Genomic DNA, 22095 nt, shown 5'->3' with positions numbered 1-22095 from the left:
GCTATTCGATGGTAATTTCGACGGTCTTGCGGCTGATCTCTGTGCCATTGCGCAGCATCGCGACCTCGCCGCGATACCGGCCCGCTGGCCAACTCGCCGCGGCCAAACGCCGTCCGGCGGCGCGAAAGAACCGGGCCTGTGCTTTATCCAGTGCAAATTCCTCGGACAGAAAGGGCCCATCGGGGCCGTCGATTGTCAGGCGCAGGATATCGCCGGTCTGACCGCCAAAGGCGTAGCCGAACAGGACCAGCCCGGCGGCATCCGGCGGCATTGCCCTGCGCGCGGCGGTTCCGGCCTGAATGTCCTCGTATTCCGGCACGTGATCCGAGAAGCCGACCGAGAGCATGGCGCCCGGAACATATGCGGGTGGTGCCTTCCAGAGTGTTTCCCCGGCCTCGCCGCACGTTGCGGCGCCCGACGTGGCAAACGGATCGACTACGCGATCCTGATGGCGGACCGAAAGATGCAGATGCGGGAACTGGGTTCTGCCGCTGAGGCCGATCTCGCCCAGCACGGTGCCCGCCAGCACCGTGTCACCGGTTTTGACCCGGAGTGAGCCGCGCTTCATGTGGCAATACTGGGTTTCCCAGCCATCCTCATGGGCGATGACAACGCCGTTGCCGCAGTCGCGCCCGGCAATCGCGTCCTGATCGGCGGGCTCGAACCTTCGATCCTCCATCCCGTCGCGGATCCCCCGCACCACCCCGGGCGCTGCGGCCAGAACCCGGACGCCTTCGTGCATCTCCCGCAGGGTTGGCAGCGCGAAATCGGTGCCTTTGTGGCCGTCATAGCTGAGCGGGCCACAGCGGAAATCCTCGGCGTCCGGGCCAGGGACATGATCGACGAAGTTCTGGATGGTGCAGCTTTTGCCCGGAATGCAATCGACGGGCAGGTCCAGAACGGGCTGGCCCGCCGCCATGGTGGCGGCGAGCGTCAGGAGGGCACTCAGCCCTCCACGCACTTAATCTGCGGTCAGAAGCGGGGGCCGGTCGCCAGAAATCCGAGGCTGGTCGGGGCCGAGGATCTGCAGGTTGAGCTCACCCTTCTTGATCGAGACGCGGACCACACCGCCCTTGGCCAGCTTGCCGAACAGCAGCTCTTCGGCCAGCGGCCTCTTGATGTGCTCCTGGATCACCCGGCCCAGCGGGCGGGCGCCCATCTTGTCGTCGTAACCCTTGTCGGCCAGCCATTCGGCGGCGGCGGTGGTCAATTCGATCGACACGCCACGGTCAAGCAACTGCGCCTCAAGCTGGAGGACGAACTTCTCGACCACCTGCAGGATGACCTCCTTCGACAGCGGCGCGAAGGAGATCACCGCGTCCAGACGGTTGCGGAACTCCGGCGTGAACATCCGCTCGATGGCGGCGGTATCCTCGCCCTCGCGCCGGTCGCGGGCAAAGCCGATGGCGGCTCGGGCCTGTTCCTGCGCGCCCGCGTTCGAGGTCATGATCAGGACCACGTTGCGGAAGTTCACGGTGCGCCCGTTGTGATCAGTCAGCTCACCATGGTCCATCACCTGCAGCAGGATGTTGAACACGTCCGGATGCGCTTTCTCGATCTCATCCAGCAGCAGCACGCAATGCGGATGCTGGTCGACGCCGTCGGTCAGCAGGCCGCCCTGATCGAAGCCGACATAGCCCGGAGGCGCGCCGATCAGACGGGAAACCGCGTGTTTCTCCATGTATTCCGACATGTCGAAACGCAGCAGTTCCACACCCAACGTATCGGCCAGTTGCTTGGCGACCTCGGTCTTGCCGACGCCGGTGGGGCCCGCGAACAGGTAGTTGCCGATGGGCTTTTCGGGCTCGCGCAGCCCGGCACGGGCCAGCTTGATGGCGCTCGACAACGCCTCGATGGCCACGTCCTGACCGAACACCACCCGTTTCAGCGAGGCTTCGAGATCTTTCAGCAACTCGGCATCGTCCTTGGTGACGTTCTTGGGCGGGATGCGGGCGATCTTGGCGACCACCGCCTCGATCTCTTTCACGCCGATGGTTTTGCGCCGCTTGCTTTCCGCGACCAGATGCTGCGCCGCGCCGGCCTCGTCGATCACGTCGATGGCCTTGTCGGGCAGTTTGCGGTCGTTGATATAGCGAGCCGACAGTTCCACCGCGGATTTGATCGCATCAGCGGTGTATTTGATGTCGTGATGCTCTTCGAAATACGGTTTCAGGCCGCGCAGGATCTTGACGCTGTCCTCGACCGTGGGTTCGTTCACGTCGATCTTCTGGAACCGGCGGGACAGGGCGCGGTCCTTCTCGAAATGCTGGCGGAACTCCTTGTAGGTGGTCGAGCCCATGGTGCGCAGCTTGCCGCCCTGCAGGGCGGGTTTGAGCAGGTTCGACGCATCCATCGCGCCGCCCGAAGTGGCGCCCGCGCCGATCACGGTGTGAATCTCATCAATGAAGAGAACCGCATCGGGATGCTCTTCCAACTCGGTCACCACGGCTTTGAGCCGTTCCTCGAAATCGCCGCGATAGCGGGTGCCCGCCAGCAGCGCGCCCATGTCGAGCGAGTAGATCGTGGTCTGCGACAGAACCTCGGGCGTTTCACCCGATACGATCTTGCGCGCCAGACCTTCGGCGATGGCGGTCTTGCCGACACCGGGATCGCCCACCAGAAGCGGGTTGTTCTTGCGGCGGCGGCAGAGCACCTGAATGCAGCGCTCGACCTCATCCTCGCGCCCGATCAGCGGGTCGACATCGCCGCTGCGGGCCTTGGCGTTCAGATCGACGCAGTATTTGGCAAGCGCGCTTTCCTTCTGCTCCACCTCGCTGGTGGAGCTCTGCGCCTCATCCTCGACCTCGTCGGCGCCTTTCACCGCGCGGTTTTCACCGTATGCCGGGTCCTTGGCCACGCCATGGGCGATGAAGTTCACCGCGTCATAACGGGTCATGTCCTGTTCCTGCAGGAAATAGGCCGCGTTGCTTTCGCGTTCGGCAAAGATGGCCACCAGCACATTCGCACCGGTCACCTCAGTCCGGCCTGAGCTTTGCACGTGGATCGCGGCGCGCTGGATCACCCGCTGGAAGGCCGCCGTCGGCACCGCTTCGGAGCCGTCGATATCCGTGACCAGGTTCGACAGGTCCTCGTCGATGAACTCAACCAAAGTACTGCGCAACTCGTCCAGATCGACGCTGCAGGCCTTCATGACACGCACGGCGTCCGGTTCCTCCAGCAGCGCCAGCAACAGATGCTCAAGCGTCGCGAATTCGTGCCGCCGTTCATTCGCCGCCGCAAGGGCCGCGTGAATGGCTTGTTCTAATGTGCTCGAGAATGAAGGCACGCGGGTGCTCCTCTAATCTTGGGTCGGATTGGGGGCCGAGTATCGGTCGGCGACCCCCGTCCCAACCATGTCCTCATAGTATTAGAGTTTGGTTGATCATGGCCCGGCTTCAAGGGTTTTCTTTCACTTGACAGTCACATTTCCCGTGACCGTGTCTGTGAGGAGCGTGAAAATTAGTCAGAACCGGTCCTTTCGCGCCCTGATTTCGGCAAAGACCGCGGCAGGGTCGGCGCCTGTCATGCCGAGATTGGCCTGAATGCCGGAATCTTCCGCGCGCAGAAAGGGGTTGGTGGCCTTTTCCAATGCCAGCGACGACGGCACCGTGGGTTCTCCGGCGGCGCGGGCGCGGGCGATGTCGGCGATGCGCTGCTGCAGGGCGGGGTTTTCCGGCTCGATGGTCTGGGCAAACTGTCCGTTGGATTGTGTATATTCGTGGCCGGAGTAGACGATTGTTTCCTCGGGCAGCGCCGCCAGCTTGCTGAGCGAGGCCCACATCTGCGGTGCCGAGCCTTCGAACAGCCGCCCGCATCCCAGCGCCATCAGGCTGTCGGCGGTAAAGACCGCGTGGCTTTGCGGCATGTGAAAGGCGATATGGCCTACGGTGTGGCCCGAGACGTCGAGCACGTGCACCGGCTCGCCTACGATCGTCAGCGTGTCTCCCTCGGCCACCAGCACATCCAGTGGCGGTAGCCGGTGGGCATCGGCAGCGGCGCCCACCACCTGCGCGGGATGCTGCGCCAGAATCCCGGCCAGACCGTCCACATGATCGTAATGATGGTGGGTCAGCAACACATGGCTCAGCCGCCAGCCGCGCGCCGCCAATTCGGTCAGAATCGGCGCGGCCTCGGGCGCGTCGACCAGCGCGGTTTCGCCGCTTTCCCCGTCATGGGCCAGAAAGGCGTAATTGTCGCTGAGGCAGGGGATGGTGACGATCTCAAGAGGCATGGCCTTTTGCCCTTTCGTTGCTAGACTGCGCCCAGCTAAGCCGATAGCGCAGGTGTCCGCAATGCATCTCGATGTGCAGGATCTGAGGAATTTCTACTACCGCAGCACGCTGGGGCGCGCGGCGCAGGCTGCGATCCGGGGCCGGTTGCTCAAGATCTGGCCCGAGGCCAAGGGGCAGACCGTGGCGGGATTCGGCTTTGCCGTGCCGCTGCTGCGGCCCTATCTGGCCGATGCGCGCCGGGTGATCGGTCTGATGCCAGGTCCGCAGGGCGTGATGCCCTGGCCCGCCGGAATGGCGAATGTCGCGGTCCTGGCCGAAGAGACGATGTGGCCGATTGAAACCGGCCATATCGACAAGCTGGTGGTGATGCACGGGCTGGAAACCTCGGAGCGGCCCAGCCAGTTGCTGGAGGAGTGCTGGCGGGTGCTGGGGCCGGGGGGCAAGGCGATCTTTGTGGTGCCGAACCGGGCGGGGCTGTGGTCACGCTCGGATAAGACCCCCTTTGGTTTTGGCCGTCCCTATACGCTGGGGCAGTTGGAAACCCAGTTGCGCACCCATCAGTTCCTGCCGGAGAACCATTGCTCGGCGCTGTATCAGCCACCGTCCTTCCGGCGGTTCTGGTTGAAATCGGGGGCGCTGATCGAGCGCACCGGCACGCGCCTGCCCACGATCCTCGCGGGTGGTGTTTTCATGGTCGAAGTCTCAAAGCGAGTGCACCCGCCGCGAGGCAATGCGATCAAGGACACGGCGCGCCGTCCGCTCAAGGCGCTGGACGGGATGCTCAAGCCCGCTTAGGCGCGGTTAAGGCGGCCGATCTGGACTTATCAGCCGTGCCAGTTGGCCCTTTTATGAAGGATTTATGCCACAGGAATCGCAAAAACCTGCAATTCCGTAACATTTTTCAACCGCCCGTTCGGGTGCAAAGGGTCGCAGTTTCTCTAACCTATTGAAAACACGGGATTTGGGGATAACTGCGTTACCGCTATACTATATTGCGAGGTTGGATACGCTCTGCTACATCCCCGGTGATTTTGATGCCCTGCCTGTCCTGGCGGGGTTTCTTCACGCCCCCGGGGTGCCGTTCCGGGCAGCTACGGGGCCAAAAGTATCGGAAGGGTGGACGTGTCCGAACCAGCTTCGATTTCCGCAGGCATCGCCGAGCGCTATGCCACGGCGATCTTCGAGATCGCAAAAGACAACAACGACCTTGCGGGTCTGGAATCCGGCATCAATGATCTGGCAACCGCCCTGAGCGACAGCGACGATCTGCGCGACCTGATTGCGTCTCCGCTGGTGTCCCGCTCGGAACAGGAAGCCGCAATCACCGCAGTTGCAGACAAGATGGGCCTGAGCGGCGTGCTGCGCAACTCGCTGGGCCTGATGGCGCAGAAACGCCGCCTGTTCGTGGTGCCGCAACTGGTGACCGTCCTGCGCGGCATGCTGGCGGACGAGCGCGGCGAAGTGACCGCCGACGTCGCCTCGGCCAAGGCGCTGACCAAGACCCAGATGGACAAACTGTCCAAGACGCTCAGCGAGCGCGTGGGCAAAACCGTGACTATCAATGCGACCGTTGATGAAAGCCTCATCGGCGGTCTTGTCGTTAAAGTGGGCTCGAAGATGATCGACAGCTCGATCCGCTCCAAGCTCAACTCCCTCCAGAATGCAATGAAAGAGGTCGGATAAATGGGTATCCAAGCTGCAGAGATTTCTGCAATCCTGAAGGACCAGATCAAGAATTTTGGTCAGGAAGCCGAAGTGGCCGAGATCGGCCGCGTGCTGAGCGTCGGCGACGGGATTGCCCGTGTGTATGGCCTCGACAACGTGCAGGCCGGCGAGATGGTCGAGTTTCCCGGTGGCATCATGGGCATGGCGCTGAACCTGGAAAGCGACAATGTCGGCGTTGTGATCTTCGGCTCGGACCGGGACATCAAGGAAGGCGACACCGTCAAGCGCACCAACGCCATCGTGGACGTGCCGATCGGGGACGAGCTGCTGGGCCGCGTTGTGGACGGACTGGGCAATCCGATTGACGGCAAGGGCCCGATCAACGCCACCAAGCGCGGCGTGGCCGACGTCAAGGCGCCGGGCATCATCCCGCGTAAATCGGTGCACGAGCCGATGGCGACCGGCCTGAAATCGGTTGACGCGATGATCCCGATTGGCCGTGGCCAGCGGGAACTGATCATTGGCGACCGTCAGACCGGCAAGACCGCCGTGGCGCTGGACACCATCCTGAACCAGAAATCGGTGAACGACGCAGCCGGCGATGACGAGTCGAAGAAACTTTACTGCGTCTACGTCGCCATCGGTCAGAAGCGTTCGACCGTGGCCCAGTTGGTGAAGAAGCTGGAAGAAAGCGGCGCCATCGATTACTCGATCGTCGTGGCCGCGACCGCGTCCGACCCGGCGCCGATGCAGTTCCTGGCGCCTTACTCCGCAACCGCGATGGCCGAATACTTCCGCGACAATGGCCGTCACGCGCTGATCATCTATGATGACCTGTCCAAGCAGGCCGTGTCCTATCGTCAGATGTCGCTGCTGCTGCGCCGTCCGCCGGGCCGTGAAGCCTATCCGGGCGACGTTTTCTACCTCCACTCGCGCCTGCTGGAGCGTTCGGCGAAGCTGAACGAGGATTTCGGTGCCGGTTCGCTGACCGCTCTGCCGGTCATCGAAACCCAGGGTGGCGACGTGTCGGCCTTTATTCCGACCAACGTGATTTCGATCACCGACGGCCAGATCTTTCTGGAAACCGAGCTGTTCTATCAGGGCATCCGCCCCGCCGTGAACACCGGTCTGTCGGTGAGCCGCGTGGGTTCGTCCGCTCAGACCGACTCGATGAAGTCGGTTGCCGGTCCGGTGAAACTGGAACTGGCTCAGTACCGCGAAATGGCGGCTTTTGCGCAGTTCGGGTCCGACCTCGACGCCGCAACCCAGCAGCTCCTGAACCGTGGTGCACGTCTGACCGAGCTGATGAAACAGCCGCAGTATTCGCCGCTGACCAACGCGGAGATTGTCTGCGTCATCTTCGCGGGTACCAACGGCTACCTCGACAAGATCGACGTGTCCGAAGTGGGCCGCTACGAGGCCGGTCTGCTGGCGCATCTGCGCGGCAAGCACGCCGACCTGCTTCAGTGGATCACCGACGAAGATCCCAAGATCAAAGGTGAGGCATCCGACAAGCTCAAGGCAGCGATCGACGAATACGCCGCGACCTTCGCTTGATAGGAGGTTCTGATGCCTAGTCTGAAGGACCTTAAAAACAGGATCGAGTCGGTCAAATCGACCCGCAAGATCACCAAGGCCATGCAGATGGTCGCGGCCGCGAAACTGCGCCGCGCCCAGGAATCTGCCGAAGCCTCACGCCCCTACGCCGAGCGGTTCAATGCCGTGATGGCGGGGCTGGCGGCGTCGGTCGGGGACAGCGACAGCGCCCCGAAGCTGCTCCGTGGTACGGGCAGCGACGATGTCCATCTGCTGGTCGTGATGACAGCCGAGCGCGGTCTCTGCGGCGGCTTCAACTCGAACATCGCCAAGCTGGCCCGCGCAAAGGCGGACGAGCTGCGGGCCAAGGGCAAGACGGTCAAGATCCTGACCGTCGGCAAAAAGGGCCGCGACGCGCTCAAGCGGGAATACAGCGATCTGTTCGTGGGTCATGTCGACCTGAGCGAGGTTAAGCGCATCGGCTATGCCAACGCGCAGGACATCGCCAAGGACGTGCTGACCCGGTTCGACGGGGCCGAGTTCGACGTTGCCACGATCTTCTACGCGAAGTTCGTCAACGTGGTGACCCAGATCCCGACGGCCCAGCAGGTCATCCCGGCCTCGTTCGAGGATGTCGAGGTGGAAACCGGGGGCGCGGTCTATGACTACGAGCCCGGCGAGGAACGGATTCTGGCCGACCTGCTGCCCCGTGGCGTGGCGACCCAGATCTTCTCGGCCCTGCTGGAGAATGGCGCATCCGAACAGGGTGCCCGGATGAGCGCGATGGACAACGCGACCCGCAACGCGGGCGAGATGATCGACAAGCTGACCATCCAGTTCAACCGTTCGCGTCAGGCCGTGATCACCAACGAGCTGATTGAAATTATTTCCGGCGCCGAAGCGCTGTAAGAAAACCGGAGACGAAACATGGCGAATGCAAAAGGCAAAGTCACTCAGATCATCGGGGCCGTCGTCGACGTGCAGTTCGATGATGCACTGCCTGAAATTCTGAACGCGCTGGAAACCCTCAACAACGGCAAGCGTCTGGTGCTGGAAGTTGCGCAGCACCTGGGCGAAAACACCGTCCGTACCATCGCGATGGACGCGACCGAAGGTCTGGTCCGCGGCGAGGCCGTGACCGACACCGGCGCACCGATCTCGGTGCCGGTGGGTAACGCCACCCTGGGCCGCATCCTGAACGTGGTCGGCGAGCCGATCGACGAAAAGGGCGACGTTGAAGCGACCGAATCCCGTGCCATCCACCAGCCCGCACCCGAGTTTGACGAGCAGTCGACCGAGTCGGAAATTCTGGTGACCGGCATCAAGGTTGTGGACCTGCTGGCCCCCTACGCCAAAGGCGGTAAGATCGGCCTCTTCGGCGGCGCCGGTGTGGGCAAGACCGTCCTGATCATGGAACTGATCAACAACATCGCCAAAGTGCACTCGGGGTTTTCCGTGTTCGCGGGTGTTGGTGAACGGACCCGTGAGGGCAACGACCTCTACCACGAGATGATCGAATCGAACGTGATCAAGCCGGACAATCTGTCGGAAAGCCAGGTGGCACTGGTCTACGGCCAGATGAACGAGCCTCCGGGGGCCCGTGCCCGTGTTGCACTGACCGGCCTGACACTGGCCGAGCAGTTCCGTGACCAGTCCGGGACCGACGTCCTGTTCTTCGTCGACAACATCTTCCGCTTCACGCAGGCGGGCTCCGAGGTGTCGGCTCTGCTGGGCCGTATTCCTTCGGCGGTGGGCTACCAGCCGACGCTGGCCACCGACATGGGCGCCCTGCAGGAACGCATCACCTCGACCAAGGCGGGCTCGATCACCTCGGTGCAGGCAATTTATGTTCCTGCGGACGACCTGACCGACCCCGCGCCGGCAACCTCGTTTGCGCACCTTGACGCGACCACCGTTCTCAACCGCGCGATCTCGGAAAAGGGTATCTACCCGGCCGTGGACCCGCTCGACTCGACCTCGCGTCTGCTCGACCCGGCAATCGTTGGTGACGAGCACTACAAGGTTGCGACCGACGTTCAGCAGATCCTTCAGCGCTACAAGTCGCTGCAGGACATCATCGCCATCCTCGGCATGGACGAACTGTCGGAAGAGGACAAGCTGACCGTGGCCCGCGCCCGCAAGATCGAGCGTTTCCTCAGCCAGCCGTTCGACGTGGCCGAAGTCTTCACCGGTTCGCCCGGGGTGCAGGTGCCGCTGGATGAAACCATCTCGTCGTTCAAGGCGGTTGTGGCCGGTGAATACGACCACCTGCCCGAGGCGGCCTTCCTCATGGTTGGCGGCATCAATGAAGTGATCGCAAAAGCCGAGAAGATGGCCGCAGAAGCTGCCTAAGGAGTAACCCTGATGGCAAACACGATGCAATTCGACCTCGTCAGCCCGGAGCGGAGCCTTGCTTCGCTGCAGGCCAGCGCGGTCCAGATCCCCGGCGCGGACGGGGACATGACGGCGATGCCCGATCATGCCCCCACCATCACCACGTTGCGCCCGGGTATCCTCAAGGTCGAGGCCCCCGAAGGCTCCAGCGAATACCTGGTGACCGGCGGGTTTGCCCAGATCAACGGGGACGGGCTGTCGGTGCTGGCCGAAAAGGCCATCCCGGTGACCGAAGTGACCCGCGCACAGCTGGACGAACTGATCGCCGAGGCGCGCGCCTCGCATGAGGCCGCCAAGGAACAGCAGGAAACCAACCTGGTGGATGATGCCGCCAAGCTGCTGGCCGATATGGAAGCCCTGGGCACCCATATGAGCCTCTGAGCGGTTCCTTGCTGCCCTGAAATCATGAACCGGCCGCGCCCGAGGCGAGGCCGGTTTTTTTTGTGCTGCCATTTCAATCCCGTCACAGTAAGGTGCGGAAATTAAAGAACAAGCGATGATGGTATGAGGCTATTCCAATCCCACCCCATCGGAATTGATCAGGGCGAAGAGGTTCTGTTCTCGGACTTCGCGGATGGCGGCGAGATGTGGACCGGCAAGGGCCCGCGTGAGCGGCGCTGCCGGATCGGGTTCAGCTCGGCCTTCCGGACCCCGCCGGTTGTCCAGATCGGTGTGGCGCTGTGGGACGTGGACACAAGCTCGGCCCTGCGGGCCGAGGTGCGGGCCGAAGAGATCACCTGCGACGGGTTCGATGCCGTGTTTCGCACCTGGTCCGATACGCTTGTCGCCCGCATCCGCGTGTCATGGCTGGCCATCGGGGAAGTGGCGCATCCAGATGACTGGGTCATCATGTAGAAACGCCGTATCTTCACCTCACAAAAAAAAGCAGCCCTCGAAAACCGAAGGCTGCCTTAATGTTTCTACATGTCGCCTGCCGTATCAGTGCCCGGCGATCAGACCCATGCTTTCGAGTTTGAGCAGCACCTGGTGGGCGCAGTTGTCGACGTCCACATTCTCGGTCTCGACGCGCAGTTCGGGATTCTCCGGCACATCGTAAGGGTCTGAAATTCCTGTGAATTCCTTGATCTTGCCCTCACGCGCCAGCTTGTAGAGCCCCTTGCGGTCGCGGCGTTCGCATTCCTCGATGCTGGTCGCCACATGGACCTCGCAGAAGGCGCCGAAGGTCTCGATCTCTTCGCGCACCGCGCGGCGGGTCGTGGCATAGGGCGCGATGGGCGCGCAGATGGCGATGCCGCCGTTCTTGGTGATCTCGGACGCCACATAGCCGATACGGCGGATGTTCAGGTCGCGGTGCTCTTTCGAGAAGCCCAGTTCGGAGCTGAGGTTCTTACGCACGATATCGCCATCCAGCAGCGTCACCGGGCGGTCGCCGGTTTCCATCAGCTTGACCATCAGCGCGTTGGCGATGGTTGATTTGCCAGAACCCGAGAAGCCGGTGAAGAACACGGTGAAGCCCTGCTGCGAGCGCGGCGGGAAGCGGTTGCGCAGCTCCTGCACCACTTCGGGGAACGAGAACCACTCGGGGATCTCCAGCCCCTCGCGCAGACGGCGGCGCAGTTCGGTGCCCGAGATGTTCAGGATAGTAACGTTATCCTTGTCCTTGATCTCGTCATTGGGCTCGTATTGCGCGCGTTCCTGCACATAGACCATGTGTTTGAAATCGACCATCTCGATGCCGATCTCGTCCTGGTACTTGCGGAACAGGTCCTGCGCGTCATAGGGGCCGTAGAAGTCTTCACCTACCGAGTTCTTGCCGGGGCCCGCGTGGTCGCGGCCGACGATGAAATGGGTGCAGCCGTGATTCTTGCGGATCAGGCCGTGCCAGACCGCCTCGCGCGGGCCGGCCATGCGCATGGCCAGGTTGAGCAGCGACATCGAGGTGGTTGAGGCCGGGTACTTGTCTAGTACCGCCTCGTAACAGCGTACGCGGGTGAAGTGATCGACATCGCCCGGCTTGGTGAGGCCGACGACCGGGTGGATCAGCAGGTTGGCCTGCGCTTCCTTGGCAGCACGGAAGGTCAGTTCCTGATGCGCCCGGTGCAGCGGGTTGCGGGTCTGGAACGCGACGATGCGGCGCCAGCCCACCTTGCGGAAATAGGCGCGCAGCTCGTTCGGGGTGTCGCGTCGGGCCTTGAAGTCATAATGCACGGGCGGCTGAATGCCGACGATGGGACCGCCCAGATAGATCTTGCCGGCCACGTTGTGCAGATAGTTCACCGCCGGGTGCGCGGTATCGTCGGCGCCAAAGACTTTTTCCGCCTCGTTGGCCTTGTCGGGCGTCCAGCGGTCGGTCACGGTCATGGTGGCGAGGATCACGCCTTCCTGGTCGCGCAGGGCAATGTCCTGACCCAGCTCTATTTTCTCGGCGAACTCCTCGCTGACATCCAGCGTGATGGGCATCGGCCAGAGGGTGCCGTCGGCCAGCCGCATGTCCTCGACCACGCCATTGTAATCCTCTTCGGACAGGAACCCCTTGAGCGGGCTGAAGCCGCCATTCATCAGCAGTTCCAGGTCGCAAATCTGGCGCGGGGTCAGATCGTGGCTGATCAGGTCGGCGGCTTCGACCTTAAGTTTCTGGGCGGAATCGTAGGAAACGTAGAGTTCGGGAATCGGGGCAAGATTGCTCAACATCGTCATTCGAATACTCGTGTTGCTTTGCTTGAAAATCCGTAGTGTCCGGGGTGTTTTGTGGGGCTTTAGCCATGTCGGCAAGGGGAAGTCCAGCCGGGTTGTGCCAACTAAGGACGTTTTGGGCGGATTTTGCGCAGAATGGGAGGAAGTTCGGGCTTTTCCGCAACGCATAAACCGATCATTCGCGATCCGGGGCGATCAGGCCGGGCTTGCGGAATTATTGTTCCGACAGGTCGATCTGCATTTCCAGCTCCGAGGCCTGCGCAACCGGCAGGGCGAACACCGGTTCAGAAACCCCGCGCAGCTGGAATTCGCGCAGGGGCAGGCCGGCAGTCTCGGTCTCCATGGCCTCCAGAACCTGGGTCGAGACCAGCAGTTCGACACCCAGTTCCTTGGTTTGGCCTTCCAGCCGACTGGCGGCGTTGACCGTGTCACCGATGATGGTGCGTGGCGCGTGGCCAGCCGCGCCGATCTCACCCAGAACCAGATTGCCCAGGTGCAACCCCATGCCGATGCGAATCTCGGGCGCGTGTTCGGTGGCGAGCCGTTCGTTGAACCGTTCCAGCGCGCGCCCGACCTCACGCGCGGCGTGCAGCCCGGCGCGGGCCGAGCTTGCGGCGTCGTGGGTCTCGAACACCGCCAGCAACCCGTCGCCCAGATACTTGTCCACCGTCCCCCCCGAACTGGTGATGGCGGGCACGATCTCGTCAAAGAAACGATTCAGCAGAAAGACCACGTCATACGGCAGCTGCCCAGTGGTGCGGGCGGTAAAGCCGCGCATGTCCAGAAACAGGATGGCCAGTTGCCGTTCCTGTCCCTGACTGGCATGGGCGCGGTTGCGGCCGCCCTCGGGGCGGAAGACGCGGAACACGGTGGCGGGATGGGTGGGGCGGATCTGGCAGGCCAGCCGCGTGTTGGGCGGGGCGTTTACGGCGGCGAGGCTGCGCGCCTCGGTTTCGCTGGGAGGGTGCAGCAAATCGCCACCCTCTTCGACCACCACCCGGCAGGTGGTGCAGCGCCCCTTGCCGCCGCAGAGCGCGGCATGCGCGATCCCGTTGGCCTGCGACATTTCCAAGAGGGTCATGCCCTTCTCGGCGGTGATATCGGGACCGTACACATAGCTGATACGCACCGCATGCCGCCGCCGCATGATCTTGCGCCCCAGATAGACCGCAGCCGTCAACGCCAGTGCCCCCCAGAACACCATGCGGCCATAGCTGGTGACGGAAAGCAGGTGCTGAAATGCCTCGCCACTGGGCCAGTTGAAATAGGCCACATAGTCTTCGCGCAGCCCGTCATCTGCAAAGGCGTCCCACATCCGCCGCCCCTCGGTCAGCAGCCCGGCAAAGGCAAATCCAGGGATAAGCACGGCCACACCGATAAGATAGGGAATGCTGGCGCGCCACCATCGCGTCAGGCGGAGCCAGAAATGCAGACCGATACAGCCATGTATCCAGACGATCAGCAGCAGCAGGCTCTGCCACCAGAGCACCGGATACGGCCACATCAGGACGATGAGATAGCCCATCTCGTCATTGACGTCGTAGATTTCATGCGCGTAGCGGGTCTGGACGACATGCGCGATCAGTTGCAGCGGGATCAGCAGGCCCAACGTCACCTGCAGCGCCTCGCTGAATTTCAGACGCAACGTGCGGCGTTTGGCCAGCGAGGTCAGCGCCAGCCCCGCATGGATCAGCAGCGCCGCATAGAGCAGCACGCTGCCCGCGAGGCTGCGGGTGATGACCTGTCGCCCGTCCTGCATCGCGTTCATCCACTCAAAGTCGAGCAGGCCCAGACCGATGTTGAAAAAGTGAAAGAAGGCATAGGTGAACAGGATCAGCCCGGTTGCGATCCTCAGACGTGTTGTCCAGCTTCCCCGCCAGAGTGCGCTGGCCAAAGACTCCTCCGGTTTTCTGTTCGCTGGATCTGAGTGTGCGGGGCCGTGCAGGGCAGGTCAAGGCGGGGTTTCATGACCCCGGGGGCCAGGGTGCAGCCGCGCCTGCTGGGCGGATCAGATCGGCGGCACAGTCAAACAGCACCAGATGGCTGAGCTCCGGGCGCGAGCGTGAGGAGTAAAGCAGCCCCTGCGCGCCCTCCCGCCGCGCCTGATCGGAAAAGGTCCAGGTGGGCGAGGGCGCTCCTGCGGCGTGCAGATCCTGCCAGATGACCGAGACTTCGGGGCGGCCCCGCAGATCGGCCAGCCTGGCATTGGTCACTTGCAAGGGAAGGATAACGCGCGGCGGATCGTCCGCACCCACATAGCGCCGGATCGCAACGCCTGCGCCCTCGGGTGTCAGTGAGGCATAAAGCGCGGTCTGGCCGGAATGGTGAAAGCGGCCTTCGGAGGCGCGGGCAGGGGACAAAGGCCGATCCGCCCGCGCCTGATACAGAATTCTCCAGACGATGCCGGAGAATGTCAGCACCCTATTCCTGTTCCGCTAGGAACCGTTCGGCATCCAGCGCCGCCATGCAGCCCATGCCCGCACTCGTCACCGCCTGACGGTAGACGTGATCGGTCAGGTCGCCAGCGGCAAATACGCCCGGCACCGAGGTCTCGGTCGTGCCCGGCTTGGTCACCACATAACCGCCCATATGAGTGTCGAGCGAGTCCCTGACCAACTCGTTCGCCGGCGCATGGCCGATGGCGACAAAGACACCCTTGCAGGGGATTTCGGTGATCTCACCGGTCTTGACATGCTTGACCCGCACACCCTCGACGCCCAGCGGCGCGTCGGTGCCGATCACCTCGTCCAGCTCATGGAACCAGAGCGGCTCGATCTTTTCGTTCTTGAACAGGCGATCCTGCAGGATCTTCTCGGCCCGCAACTCGTCGCGGCGGTGGACCAGAGTGACCTTGCTGGCGAAGTTGGTCAAAAACAGCGCCTCTTCCACGGCGGTGTTGCCGCCGCCGATCACCACGATCTCTTGCCCGCGATAGAAGAACCCGTCGCAGGTGGCGCAGGCCGAGACGCCGAAGCCCTTGAATTTCTCCTCCGACGGGAGACCCAGCCACTTCGCCCGCGCGCCGGTCGCAAGGATCACCGCGTCAGCGGTGTAGGTAGTGCCGTTGTCGCCGCGCGCGGTGAAGGGCCGTTTCGACACGTCCAGATCGGTGATGATGTCGCCCACCACGTCACAGCCCATGGCGCTGGCGTGTTCCTGCATCTTGATCATCAGATCGGGGCCCTGCACCTCGGTAAAGCCCGGATAGTTCTCGACATCGGTGGTGGTGGTCAACTGACCGCCCGGCTCGATCCCCTGCACCAGCACCGGCTCAAGCATGGCGCGGCTGGCATAAACGCCTGCGGTATAACCCGCGGGGCCCGACCCGATGATCAGAACCCGGGTGTGACGTGTCTCGGCCATGGTACCCCCAATTTTTCTGGCACATCTTCTGCATCGGCGGGTTTGCCGCCTTCGGGGCATGGATATAACGACGGCAGCCCCGAGCTTAAACCCCCCAAGATCACATCTGTGCGTGTCGCGGTTTGAGGCGGGTTGTTCGGTAAATGAGCATCCGGAATGAACAATATTGCTCGGGTGCGAAACATTATTGCGCCTCACCGGGGGGCTGCTATAAGAACCGGAAAAATGGGAGCAATTCATGGTCGCCACACGACTGGACGAAATTGACCGCAAGATCCTGGCCGAATTGCAGGCAGATGGCCGGATGACCAATGTCGAACTGGCCAAACGCGTGGGAATTTCGGCGCCGCCCTGTCTGCGGCGGGTGCGCACACTGGAAGAATCAGGGCTGATCCGCGGCTACCATGCCGAGGTGAATTCACGGGAACTGGGGTTCGAGGTGCAGGTCTTTGCCATGGTCGGGCTCGACAGTCAGGCTGAGGTCGAACTGCGCGCCTTCGAAGAGCGCTGCCGCAACTGGCCGCTTGTGCGGGAATGCCACATGCTGAACGGCGAGGTGGATTTCATCCTGAAATGCGTGGCCCCCGATCTCAGTAGCTTTCAGCAATTTCTGACCGGAGAGTTGCTGACCACGCCGAACGTAGCCAGCGTCAAGACCTCGCTCGTCATCCGCGGCGCCAAGGACGAGCCCGGCGTACCTTTCGATGTGCTCGAAGAACGCTTGAGCCGAAGCGCCTGAGCGCCCCGCCTTTCGGGGCTGCATCAAGGGGTGGCAGAACTGCCGCCACTGTCAGGGAAACTGCCCAGCCTACAATCAGGTTCATCGCGCCACGCCTTAGGCCGTGATCGCGTTGATTTCGCCATCGCCGGCGCGCGGCAGGATCTGCGGGCCGAAATCGGTCAGCGAATCGATATGGGTAAACAGACTCAGGTACAGATCGCGCAGCGGCTGACCGACGGTTCGGGTCGCGCCGATGCCCGGGTGATAGGTTTCGAACTGCAATCCGTCCACGTTGATCAATGCATGACGCCGCAGGCACAGGTGGAACAGCTCAACCGGCGTCGGCGGCAGCGTTTCGACCACGCTTGTTCCGTCGAGGAATGCGTGAACCGGCGTCAGGATGGGTTTGTCCAGCGACAGGTGCCGCAGATGGGCCGGGGTAGCCAGAAGCCGGGCCGAGTGCCCGGCAATGACCCCGGATCTTGGCCGCTGCATGCCAAACGTGTCGGCCATGATTCGGGTCAGAGTATGGGTGCGTCCGCGGGCATTCGGGCGACCGGGAACCATCACGGTGGACCCTTTCCACAGCAGAACCTGGGTCGAGCCGTCTCCGGTGATGATCTTGTCGCCGGGCAGCAGATCCTCGATCGCCATCGGCCCCTGATCGGTTTCCACCAGCGAGCCGCGTGTGAAGGCGCAGAACGCGTCCTCGAACATCGGCAGGGCCGGCGCAATGTGGCGGCTTTGCACCATCTCGCCGCATGATGTCAGCGCGTTGACCTCGTACCGGCGCAGTTGGGCGCGCCGCGCGCAGGGTGTGTTCGCGACGTCATTGAGGAATGAGTTTGTTTCGACCGCGGTATGCGGCGCCTGCGTTGGTGATCGGGGAATAGTCATCTATTCTGTCCCTTTCAAATCAGAGCATGCCCACGCGGCCCCCTCAGACCAGCGCGGGCATGCGAAACCAAACTGATGGTTCAAAGTAACGCCTTCGTCCCTGACAACCCGAAAGTTCACCGGAACAGCGACGCCTTGATCGCATTTCAGCGGTCAAAACAGTGACCCCCCATCAGAACCATTACCAAGCGGACGACAAGCGTCCGGTACCCCTCTGCCTCGGACGGTCGCTCAGATCGTTTTGAGCGTCCGTGTCATCCGGCCGGTCCGAGGCCACCCCGGCGCGGAACTTGTCGGGGCGAAACTCGGCCCCGTATCACTTAAATTCAGCCTCGTCCGGCCACCCGGCGTATCACCTTGGCCGGTCGGCCTTTTCCGCGCCCCCAAGGCAGCTTGGTCTGGTGACTCTTTGCAGTCGCAATCACCGATTTGAGGAAGCGGGATTTGAGTTGCATTCGTCGTCTCCTGAACCAACGGGGTGCGAGGCCGATTAATCGTTAGTGTGAATATGATCAAAGTTTGCGGCGAGGATTGGGCCGATTCAGGAAAAAATGAGGACAAATATGCCCGTGACCGTCACATTTTGTTAACTATCGTCTACGGACCACAACCCTTAGAGAATACTATGTTTCATTGAGGTGTCGGCTGTGCGTGCGTGCATTGGGTGTCCTGCGCGTGTGGCAAGCATGGCTGTTATGTTAACCATTATGTCCGAGTGCGCCGTTATCTCAGAGGCGGATGACCGAGATCAGGCGGCCATAGTCCGCCTCGCCTGCATGTGTGGTTCGCCGGTAGGAATAGAATCGCTCGGCATCCGAATAGGTGCAGTGCCGCGTCCACTCTGCTTGTCCGATTCCGGCCCGGCGCAGGCGGTGCAGCCCGTAGGCGGGCAGGTCGAACAGCATCCGGTCGCCGTTGCCGTTGGCAAAGAACCGGGTGTTGCCCGAATCCTCAAGCATGAAATCGTCCAGAAACTCGGGGCCTACCTCATACGCACCCTGCGAGATCGTGGGGCCGATCACCGCCACCGTATTTGCGCGGCGGGCACCAAGCGCCTCCATGGCGTCAAGGGTGGCCTCTAGCACCCCGTCCAGCGCGCCGCGCCATCCGGCATGGGCCGCGCCGATCACCCGGGCGTTGCGGTCGGCAAACAGCACCGGCTGGCAATCGGCGGTCAGGATCGTTAGCGCCAGCCCCGGCGTGGCTGTCACCAGCGCGTCGGCCTTGGGTTTGTCCTCTCGCGGGCCGGTCACGGTCAGCACATCGGCCGAGTGATACTGGTGCACGCCGACCAGTTCGGCCGGGCTCACCTCCATAGCATCGGCCACGCGTGCGCGGTTGACCGCAACGGCGCCGCTTTGATCCGACGAGCCCTGACCGCAGTTCAACCCGGCGAAGATGCCTGAGGACGCACCGCCCCGGCGGCTGAAAAAGCCGTGGCGCACAGGGGACAGCAGGTCCGAGGTCAGGATCTCCAGCGTCATGGTTCCAATCCGGGCGGCGGTGGGGCAGGTGCCGGAAAGAGCCCCAGCACCTTGAACAGGTTTCCCATTTCCTCGGGATGCGTCAACCGGCGATGTGCATGAATGATGCTCTCGGCCTCTTTGTCGGTGCGCCCACGGACCAGCGCCTGCGCCCGCGCGGTGATGCCCAGCCGTTCCAGAAAGATGCCCTGCGGGGTCAATTTCGTATGGGCGCATCCGGCGTTTTTTGCGGTCAGGGCCAGCGCCTCGAAATCCACATGGGCGGTCAGATCGGCCTTACCCGGCGAGGCCAGCGGGTCGGCCATCTCATGCCGATGCAGCGCCTGAAACGTGTCCCCCAGCGAGCGCCAGTCGCCGTAATCGACGATCAACCCGGCGCCACCATGGGCCGCGATGCGCCGGGCCAGCTCTGTAGTGACTGTCTGCGCCGGAGCGCATAGTTCGACCAGATCGCCGTCGCGCGTGTCGGCGAGCCGGTGGTCGAGCGCCGCTTGCGGGGTTGCGGCGCCGAGGCCGAAGTCCAGCTTGCCGTTTTCAAGCCCGACCAGCCGCTCACGCCAGAGATCGCCGTCGCGGATGAACTGCCGGATCGGCAGGGCGTCGAAGAATTCGTTGGCCACAAGTAAGAGAGGCTGGTTCGGCAGGTCGTCGACGCGGTCAAGCCATGAGGGAGCGTGACCGGTGAGCGTTTCCGCCTGCATCTTGCGCAGCGCGGGTGACGCCTCGACCAGCGCGATCCGGGCCGCATCGTGAAACCCGGGCACCGCGCGGGTGGCGCGCAAAAGATCGGCCATCAGCGTGCCGCGACCCGGGCCAAGCTCGACCAACGTGAAGGGCGCGGGACGGCCCTGATCCAACCAGGCCTGCGCCAGCGCAAGGCCGATGAGTTCGCCGAACATCTGGCTGATTTCGGGCGCGGTGGTGAAATCGCCCGCCGCCCCCAGCGGATCGCGGGTGGTGTAGTAGCCGTGCACCGGGTGCAGCAGGCATTCGGCCATGTAGTCGGCAAGGCTCAGCGGGCCGTCCTGCAGGATGCGCTCGATCAGAAGTGCGCGCAGGCTCATGTTGCCCGCCGGGCACGTAGGAGGAACCACAGCCCAAGTGCGATCATCGGCAGCGAGAGCAGCTGGCCCATGGTCAGGCCGTACCCGCTTGTATGCCAGACCAGCCCCAGCGGATTGCCGGGTGTGACGAATTGTGCGTCGGGCTGCCGGAAGAACTCGACGACAAAGCGCGACAGGCCATAGCCCGCCAGAAACACGCCCAGCACCAGACCGGGGCGCTTGAGCGCACCACGGCGGTAGACCAGCCATAGGAGCAACACGCCGAGAATCAGCCCCTCAAGCGCGGCCTCATAGAGTTGCGACGGGTGGCGGGCGCAGAGATCGGCCACGCCGGGGCAATTCTGCGCGGCCTGGCCGGGGAAGATGACGGCCCATGGCAGTTCGGAGGGGCGCCCCCACAGTTCGGCATTGACGAAATTGGCCAGCCGCCCCAGCAGCAGCCCTGGCGGAACCGTGTGAGCCACCAGATCGGCCATGGCCTGCAGGGATAAGCCATGGCGCCGGGAATACCCCCAACAGGCCAGCACCACGCCCAGCAACCCGCCGTGAAAGGCCATGCCGCCCTGCCAGACCTTCACGATCTCTGTCGGGTTCTGAAGGTAATAGCCGGGCTGGTAGAACAGCACGAATCCCAACCGTCCGCCCAGAATGACGCCGATGATGATCCAGGTCAGCAGATCCTCAACCTGCTGCGCCGTCATCGGCGGGCGGTCATTGGGCCACAGACCCGGTCGGTTAACAGCCATCACTGCCAGCCGCCAGGCGATCAGAATGCCCGCGATATAGGCCAGCGCATACCAGCGCAGGGCGAACTCCATCCCGAAGATCGAGATCGAGAAAAGTTCCGGCGAAAGGTCGGGGAATTGTAGGACTGCCTGCATATGCGTCTCATTGCCCGGGGTTGGAGGGACAAGTCAACCTTGAGCCCGCGCTACTTGTTACCCATATAGGGGGCAACCGTGAAACCGGAGTAGTGACATGCAGACCCGCAACAAGATCCTAGACGATATTTCCCAGCTCATGACCAATGCCATGGGTGTGGCCCAGGGCGCGCGGGACGAGGCCGAGACGGCGATGAAGTCGATGATCGACCGCTGGCTGGCCGACCGTGACTTCGTCACCCGCGAGGAATTCGACGCTGTCCGCGCGATGGCGCAGAAGGCGCGCGAAGAGAATGCCGCGCTCGAGGCCCGGATCGCGGCGCTGGAGGCGAAGCTGGGCGACTGATCCGCCCGGGCGTGATCCAATTGAGGCGCTGCTGCGCCGCTCTCATTCCGACTTTTGGCTGAGGCGCCGCGCAATTCGCTCAACCTGCGCGGTGCGGTGCATTCTGGCGCTTTGCGTATTTTTTGCAAGAAGAAGCTGCATTGTGCCGCGATATTTTGGGTGACGTTGCCCTCTGTCCACAACTTATTGCTGTTATCCCCAAAAATGGGGGTTGTCAGACAGGGCGCCACACCGCACCATATATAGTACAAGCACTCGGGGGGAACCCGGCTTGTAGAGCAGGCAACTAGCGCTGGGGCGCTGCCAGCCCCGATCCGCTAGAGATCAGTGAGGTAGGTATCATGGCCCTTTCCGAACAGTATCTGGAAGAAGACATTCATCCGATCGACATCGTTGAACATCTCGCAGAGCATCACGACTGGGATTTCGACCGTATCGGGGACGATCAGATCGCCATGGCGGTCGAAGGGCAGTGGCGTACATATTCCATCACTTTGGCCTGGTCCGGCTATGATGAGACGCTTCGGATGGTGTGCTCGTTCGAGATGGAGCCGCCCGAGGAGCGGGTGCCGCAGCTTTATGAGCTGCTCAACGCGATGAACGATCAGTGCTGGGCCGGTGCCTTCACCTATTGGGGTGGTCAAAAGCTGATGGTGTATCGCTATGGTCTGGTGCTTGCGGGCGGCCAGGTGGCCAGTGCCGAGCAGATCGACACCATGATCACCGCGGCGGTACTGAGCGCCGAGCGCTACTATCCCGCGATCCAACTGGTGACGTGGGGGAACCGCAGCCCAGCAGAGGCGATGCAGGTCGCCATTGCAGAGGCCTACGGCCGCGCGTAAAGCTTTGCCCCAACC

Annotated in this window: 21 protein-coding genes; 10 read left to right on the top strand and 11 right to left on the bottom strand. The window is 62.8% G+C overall.

Going from position 1 to position 22095, the window contains the following annotated elements; all coding sequences use genetic code 11:
* Position 1 precedes the first annotated feature (1 nt).
* From AB3N21_RS12110 to gloB, 3 genes are all read right to left on the bottom strand, one after another.
* Entirely contained in the window at positions 2-961 is a 960-nt protein-coding gene (locus tag AB3N21_RS12110) for a M23 family metallopeptidase (protein ID WP_367935460.1), read from the bottom strand.
* Positions 962-3286, bottom strand: a complete 2325-nt coding sequence (clpA, locus tag AB3N21_RS12105; RefSeq protein WP_367935459.1) for an ATP-dependent Clp protease ATP-binding subunit ClpA — start codon at positions 3284-3286, stop codon at positions 962-964.
* A 177-nt stretch (positions 3287-3463) separates the two neighbouring features.
* Positions 3464-4231 carry a hydroxyacylglutathione hydrolase gene (gene gloB, locus AB3N21_RS12100; protein WP_367935458.1) on the bottom strand — a complete coding sequence of 256 codons (768 nt, stop codon included), beginning with the start codon at positions 4229-4231 and terminating at the stop codon, positions 3464-3466.
* 61 nt (positions 4232-4292) lie between these two features.
* Between gloB and AB3N21_RS12095 the strand changes: the two genes are divergently transcribed.
* The 7 genes from AB3N21_RS12095 (at position 4293) to AB3N21_RS12065 (ending at position 10682) form a co-directional block, all read left to right on the top strand.
* Complete coding sequence (locus AB3N21_RS12095) at positions 4293-5027, top strand: methyltransferase domain-containing protein (protein WP_367935457.1); 735 nt, start codon at positions 4293-4295, stop codon at positions 5025-5027.
* 327 nt (positions 5028-5354) lie between these two features.
* Positions 5355-5915: a F0F1 ATP synthase subunit delta gene (locus AB3N21_RS12090; protein WP_171176104.1), complete on the top strand. Its 561-nt coding sequence runs from the start codon at positions 5355-5357 to the stop codon at positions 5913-5915.
* The gene (gene atpA / locus AB3N21_RS12085; RefSeq protein WP_171176105.1) at positions 5916-7454 is read left to right on the top strand and encodes a F0F1 ATP synthase subunit alpha; all 1539 of its coding nucleotides are present in this window, start codon (positions 5916-5918) and stop codon (positions 7452-7454) included.
* 12 nt (positions 7455-7466) lie between these two features.
* A complete protein-coding gene (locus AB3N21_RS12080) occupies positions 7467-8342 on the top strand; it encodes a F0F1 ATP synthase subunit gamma (RefSeq protein ID WP_367935456.1) in 876 nt (291 codons plus the stop codon).
* An 18-nt stretch (positions 8343-8360) separates the two neighbouring features.
* Positions 8361-9785: a F0F1 ATP synthase subunit beta gene (gene atpD, locus AB3N21_RS12075; protein WP_367935455.1), complete on the top strand. Its 1425-nt coding sequence runs from the start codon at positions 8361-8363 to the stop codon at positions 9783-9785.
* Positions 9786-9797: 12 nt separating this feature from the next.
* Positions 9798-10208, top strand: coding sequence for a F0F1 ATP synthase subunit epsilon (locus AB3N21_RS12070; protein WP_171176110.1), 411 nt, complete (start codon positions 9798-9800; stop codon positions 10206-10208).
* 123 nt (positions 10209-10331) lie between these two features.
* Positions 10332-10682 carry an H-type lectin domain-containing protein gene (locus tag AB3N21_RS12065; RefSeq protein ID WP_171176112.1) on the top strand — a complete coding sequence of 117 codons (351 nt, stop codon included), beginning with the start codon at positions 10332-10334 and terminating at the stop codon, positions 10680-10682.
* An 84-nt stretch (positions 10683-10766) separates the two neighbouring features.
* On the opposite strand, the gene AB3N21_RS12060 is transcribed toward AB3N21_RS12065, so the two are convergent.
* The 4 genes from AB3N21_RS12060 to trxB all read right to left on the bottom strand — a co-directional run bounded on the left by AB3N21_RS12060 (position 10767) and on the right by trxB (position 15845).
* On the bottom strand, positions 10767-12485 hold the full coding sequence (locus AB3N21_RS12060) for a bifunctional sulfate adenylyltransferase/adenylylsulfate kinase (protein ID WP_367935454.1): 1719 nt from the start codon (positions 12483-12485) through the stop codon (positions 10767-10769).
* 211 nt (positions 12486-12696) lie between these two features.
* Positions 12697-14376, bottom strand: a complete 1680-nt coding sequence (locus AB3N21_RS12055; RefSeq protein WP_367935453.1) for an adenylate/guanylate cyclase domain-containing protein — start codon at positions 14374-14376, stop codon at positions 12697-12699.
* A gap of 70 nt (positions 14377-14446) precedes the next feature.
* Positions 14447-14902 (bottom strand): RES family NAD+ phosphorylase, encoded by a 456-nt coding sequence (locus tag AB3N21_RS12050; RefSeq protein ID WP_367935452.1) that lies wholly within the window; start codon positions 14900-14902, stop codon positions 14447-14449.
* Position 14903: 1 nt separating this feature from the next.
* Positions 14904-15845 (bottom strand): thioredoxin-disulfide reductase, encoded by a 942-nt coding sequence (gene trxB, locus AB3N21_RS12045; protein ID WP_367935451.1) that lies wholly within the window; start codon positions 15843-15845, stop codon positions 14904-14906.
* A gap of 238 nt (positions 15846-16083) precedes the next feature.
* Between trxB and AB3N21_RS12040 the strand changes: the two genes are divergently transcribed.
* Positions 16084-16584 (top strand): Lrp/AsnC family transcriptional regulator, encoded by a 501-nt coding sequence (locus AB3N21_RS12040; protein ID WP_171176121.1) that lies wholly within the window; start codon positions 16084-16086, stop codon positions 16582-16584.
* A 96-nt stretch (positions 16585-16680) separates the two neighbouring features.
* On the opposite strand, the gene AB3N21_RS12035 is transcribed toward AB3N21_RS12040, so the two are convergent.
* The 4 genes from AB3N21_RS12035 to lgt all read right to left on the bottom strand — a co-directional run bounded on the left by AB3N21_RS12035 (position 16681) and on the right by lgt (position 20892).
* Entirely contained in the window at positions 16681-17463 is a 783-nt protein-coding gene (locus AB3N21_RS12035) for a Hint domain-containing protein (RefSeq protein ID WP_171176123.1), read from the bottom strand.
* Between the two features lie 728 nt (positions 17464-18191).
* Entirely contained in the window at positions 18192-18947 is a 756-nt protein-coding gene (gene pgeF, locus AB3N21_RS12030; RefSeq protein ID WP_367935450.1) for a peptidoglycan editing factor PgeF, read from the bottom strand.
* Complete coding sequence (locus tag AB3N21_RS12025; RefSeq protein ID WP_367935449.1) at positions 18944-20011, bottom strand: class I SAM-dependent methyltransferase; 1068 nt, start codon at positions 20009-20011, stop codon at positions 18944-18946. The genes pgeF and AB3N21_RS12025 overlap by 4 nt, the downstream gene beginning before the upstream one ends.
* Positions 20008-20892, bottom strand: coding sequence for a prolipoprotein diacylglyceryl transferase (gene lgt, locus AB3N21_RS12020; protein WP_367935448.1), 885 nt, complete (start codon positions 20890-20892; stop codon positions 20008-20010). The genes AB3N21_RS12025 and lgt overlap by 4 nt, the downstream gene beginning before the upstream one ends.
* Positions 20893-20989: 97 nt before the next feature.
* On the opposite strand from lgt, the gene AB3N21_RS12015 reads away from it, so the two are divergent.
* The gene (locus AB3N21_RS12015) at positions 20990-21238 is read left to right on the top strand and encodes an accessory factor UbiK family protein (protein WP_367935447.1); all 249 of its coding nucleotides are present in this window, start codon (positions 20990-20992) and stop codon (positions 21236-21238) included.
* 341 nt (positions 21239-21579) lie between these two features.
* Positions 21580-22080 (top strand): YbjN domain-containing protein, encoded by a 501-nt coding sequence (locus AB3N21_RS12010; RefSeq protein WP_171176133.1) that lies wholly within the window; start codon positions 21580-21582, stop codon positions 22078-22080.
* Positions 22081-22095 lie beyond the last annotated feature (15 nt).

The organism is Ruegeria sp. (assembly GCF_040830605.1).
Classification (GTDB): Bacteria; Pseudomonadota; Alphaproteobacteria; order Rhodobacterales; family Rhodobacteraceae; genus Ruegeria.
This window is presented reverse-complemented; position numbering and strand designations above follow the sequence as displayed.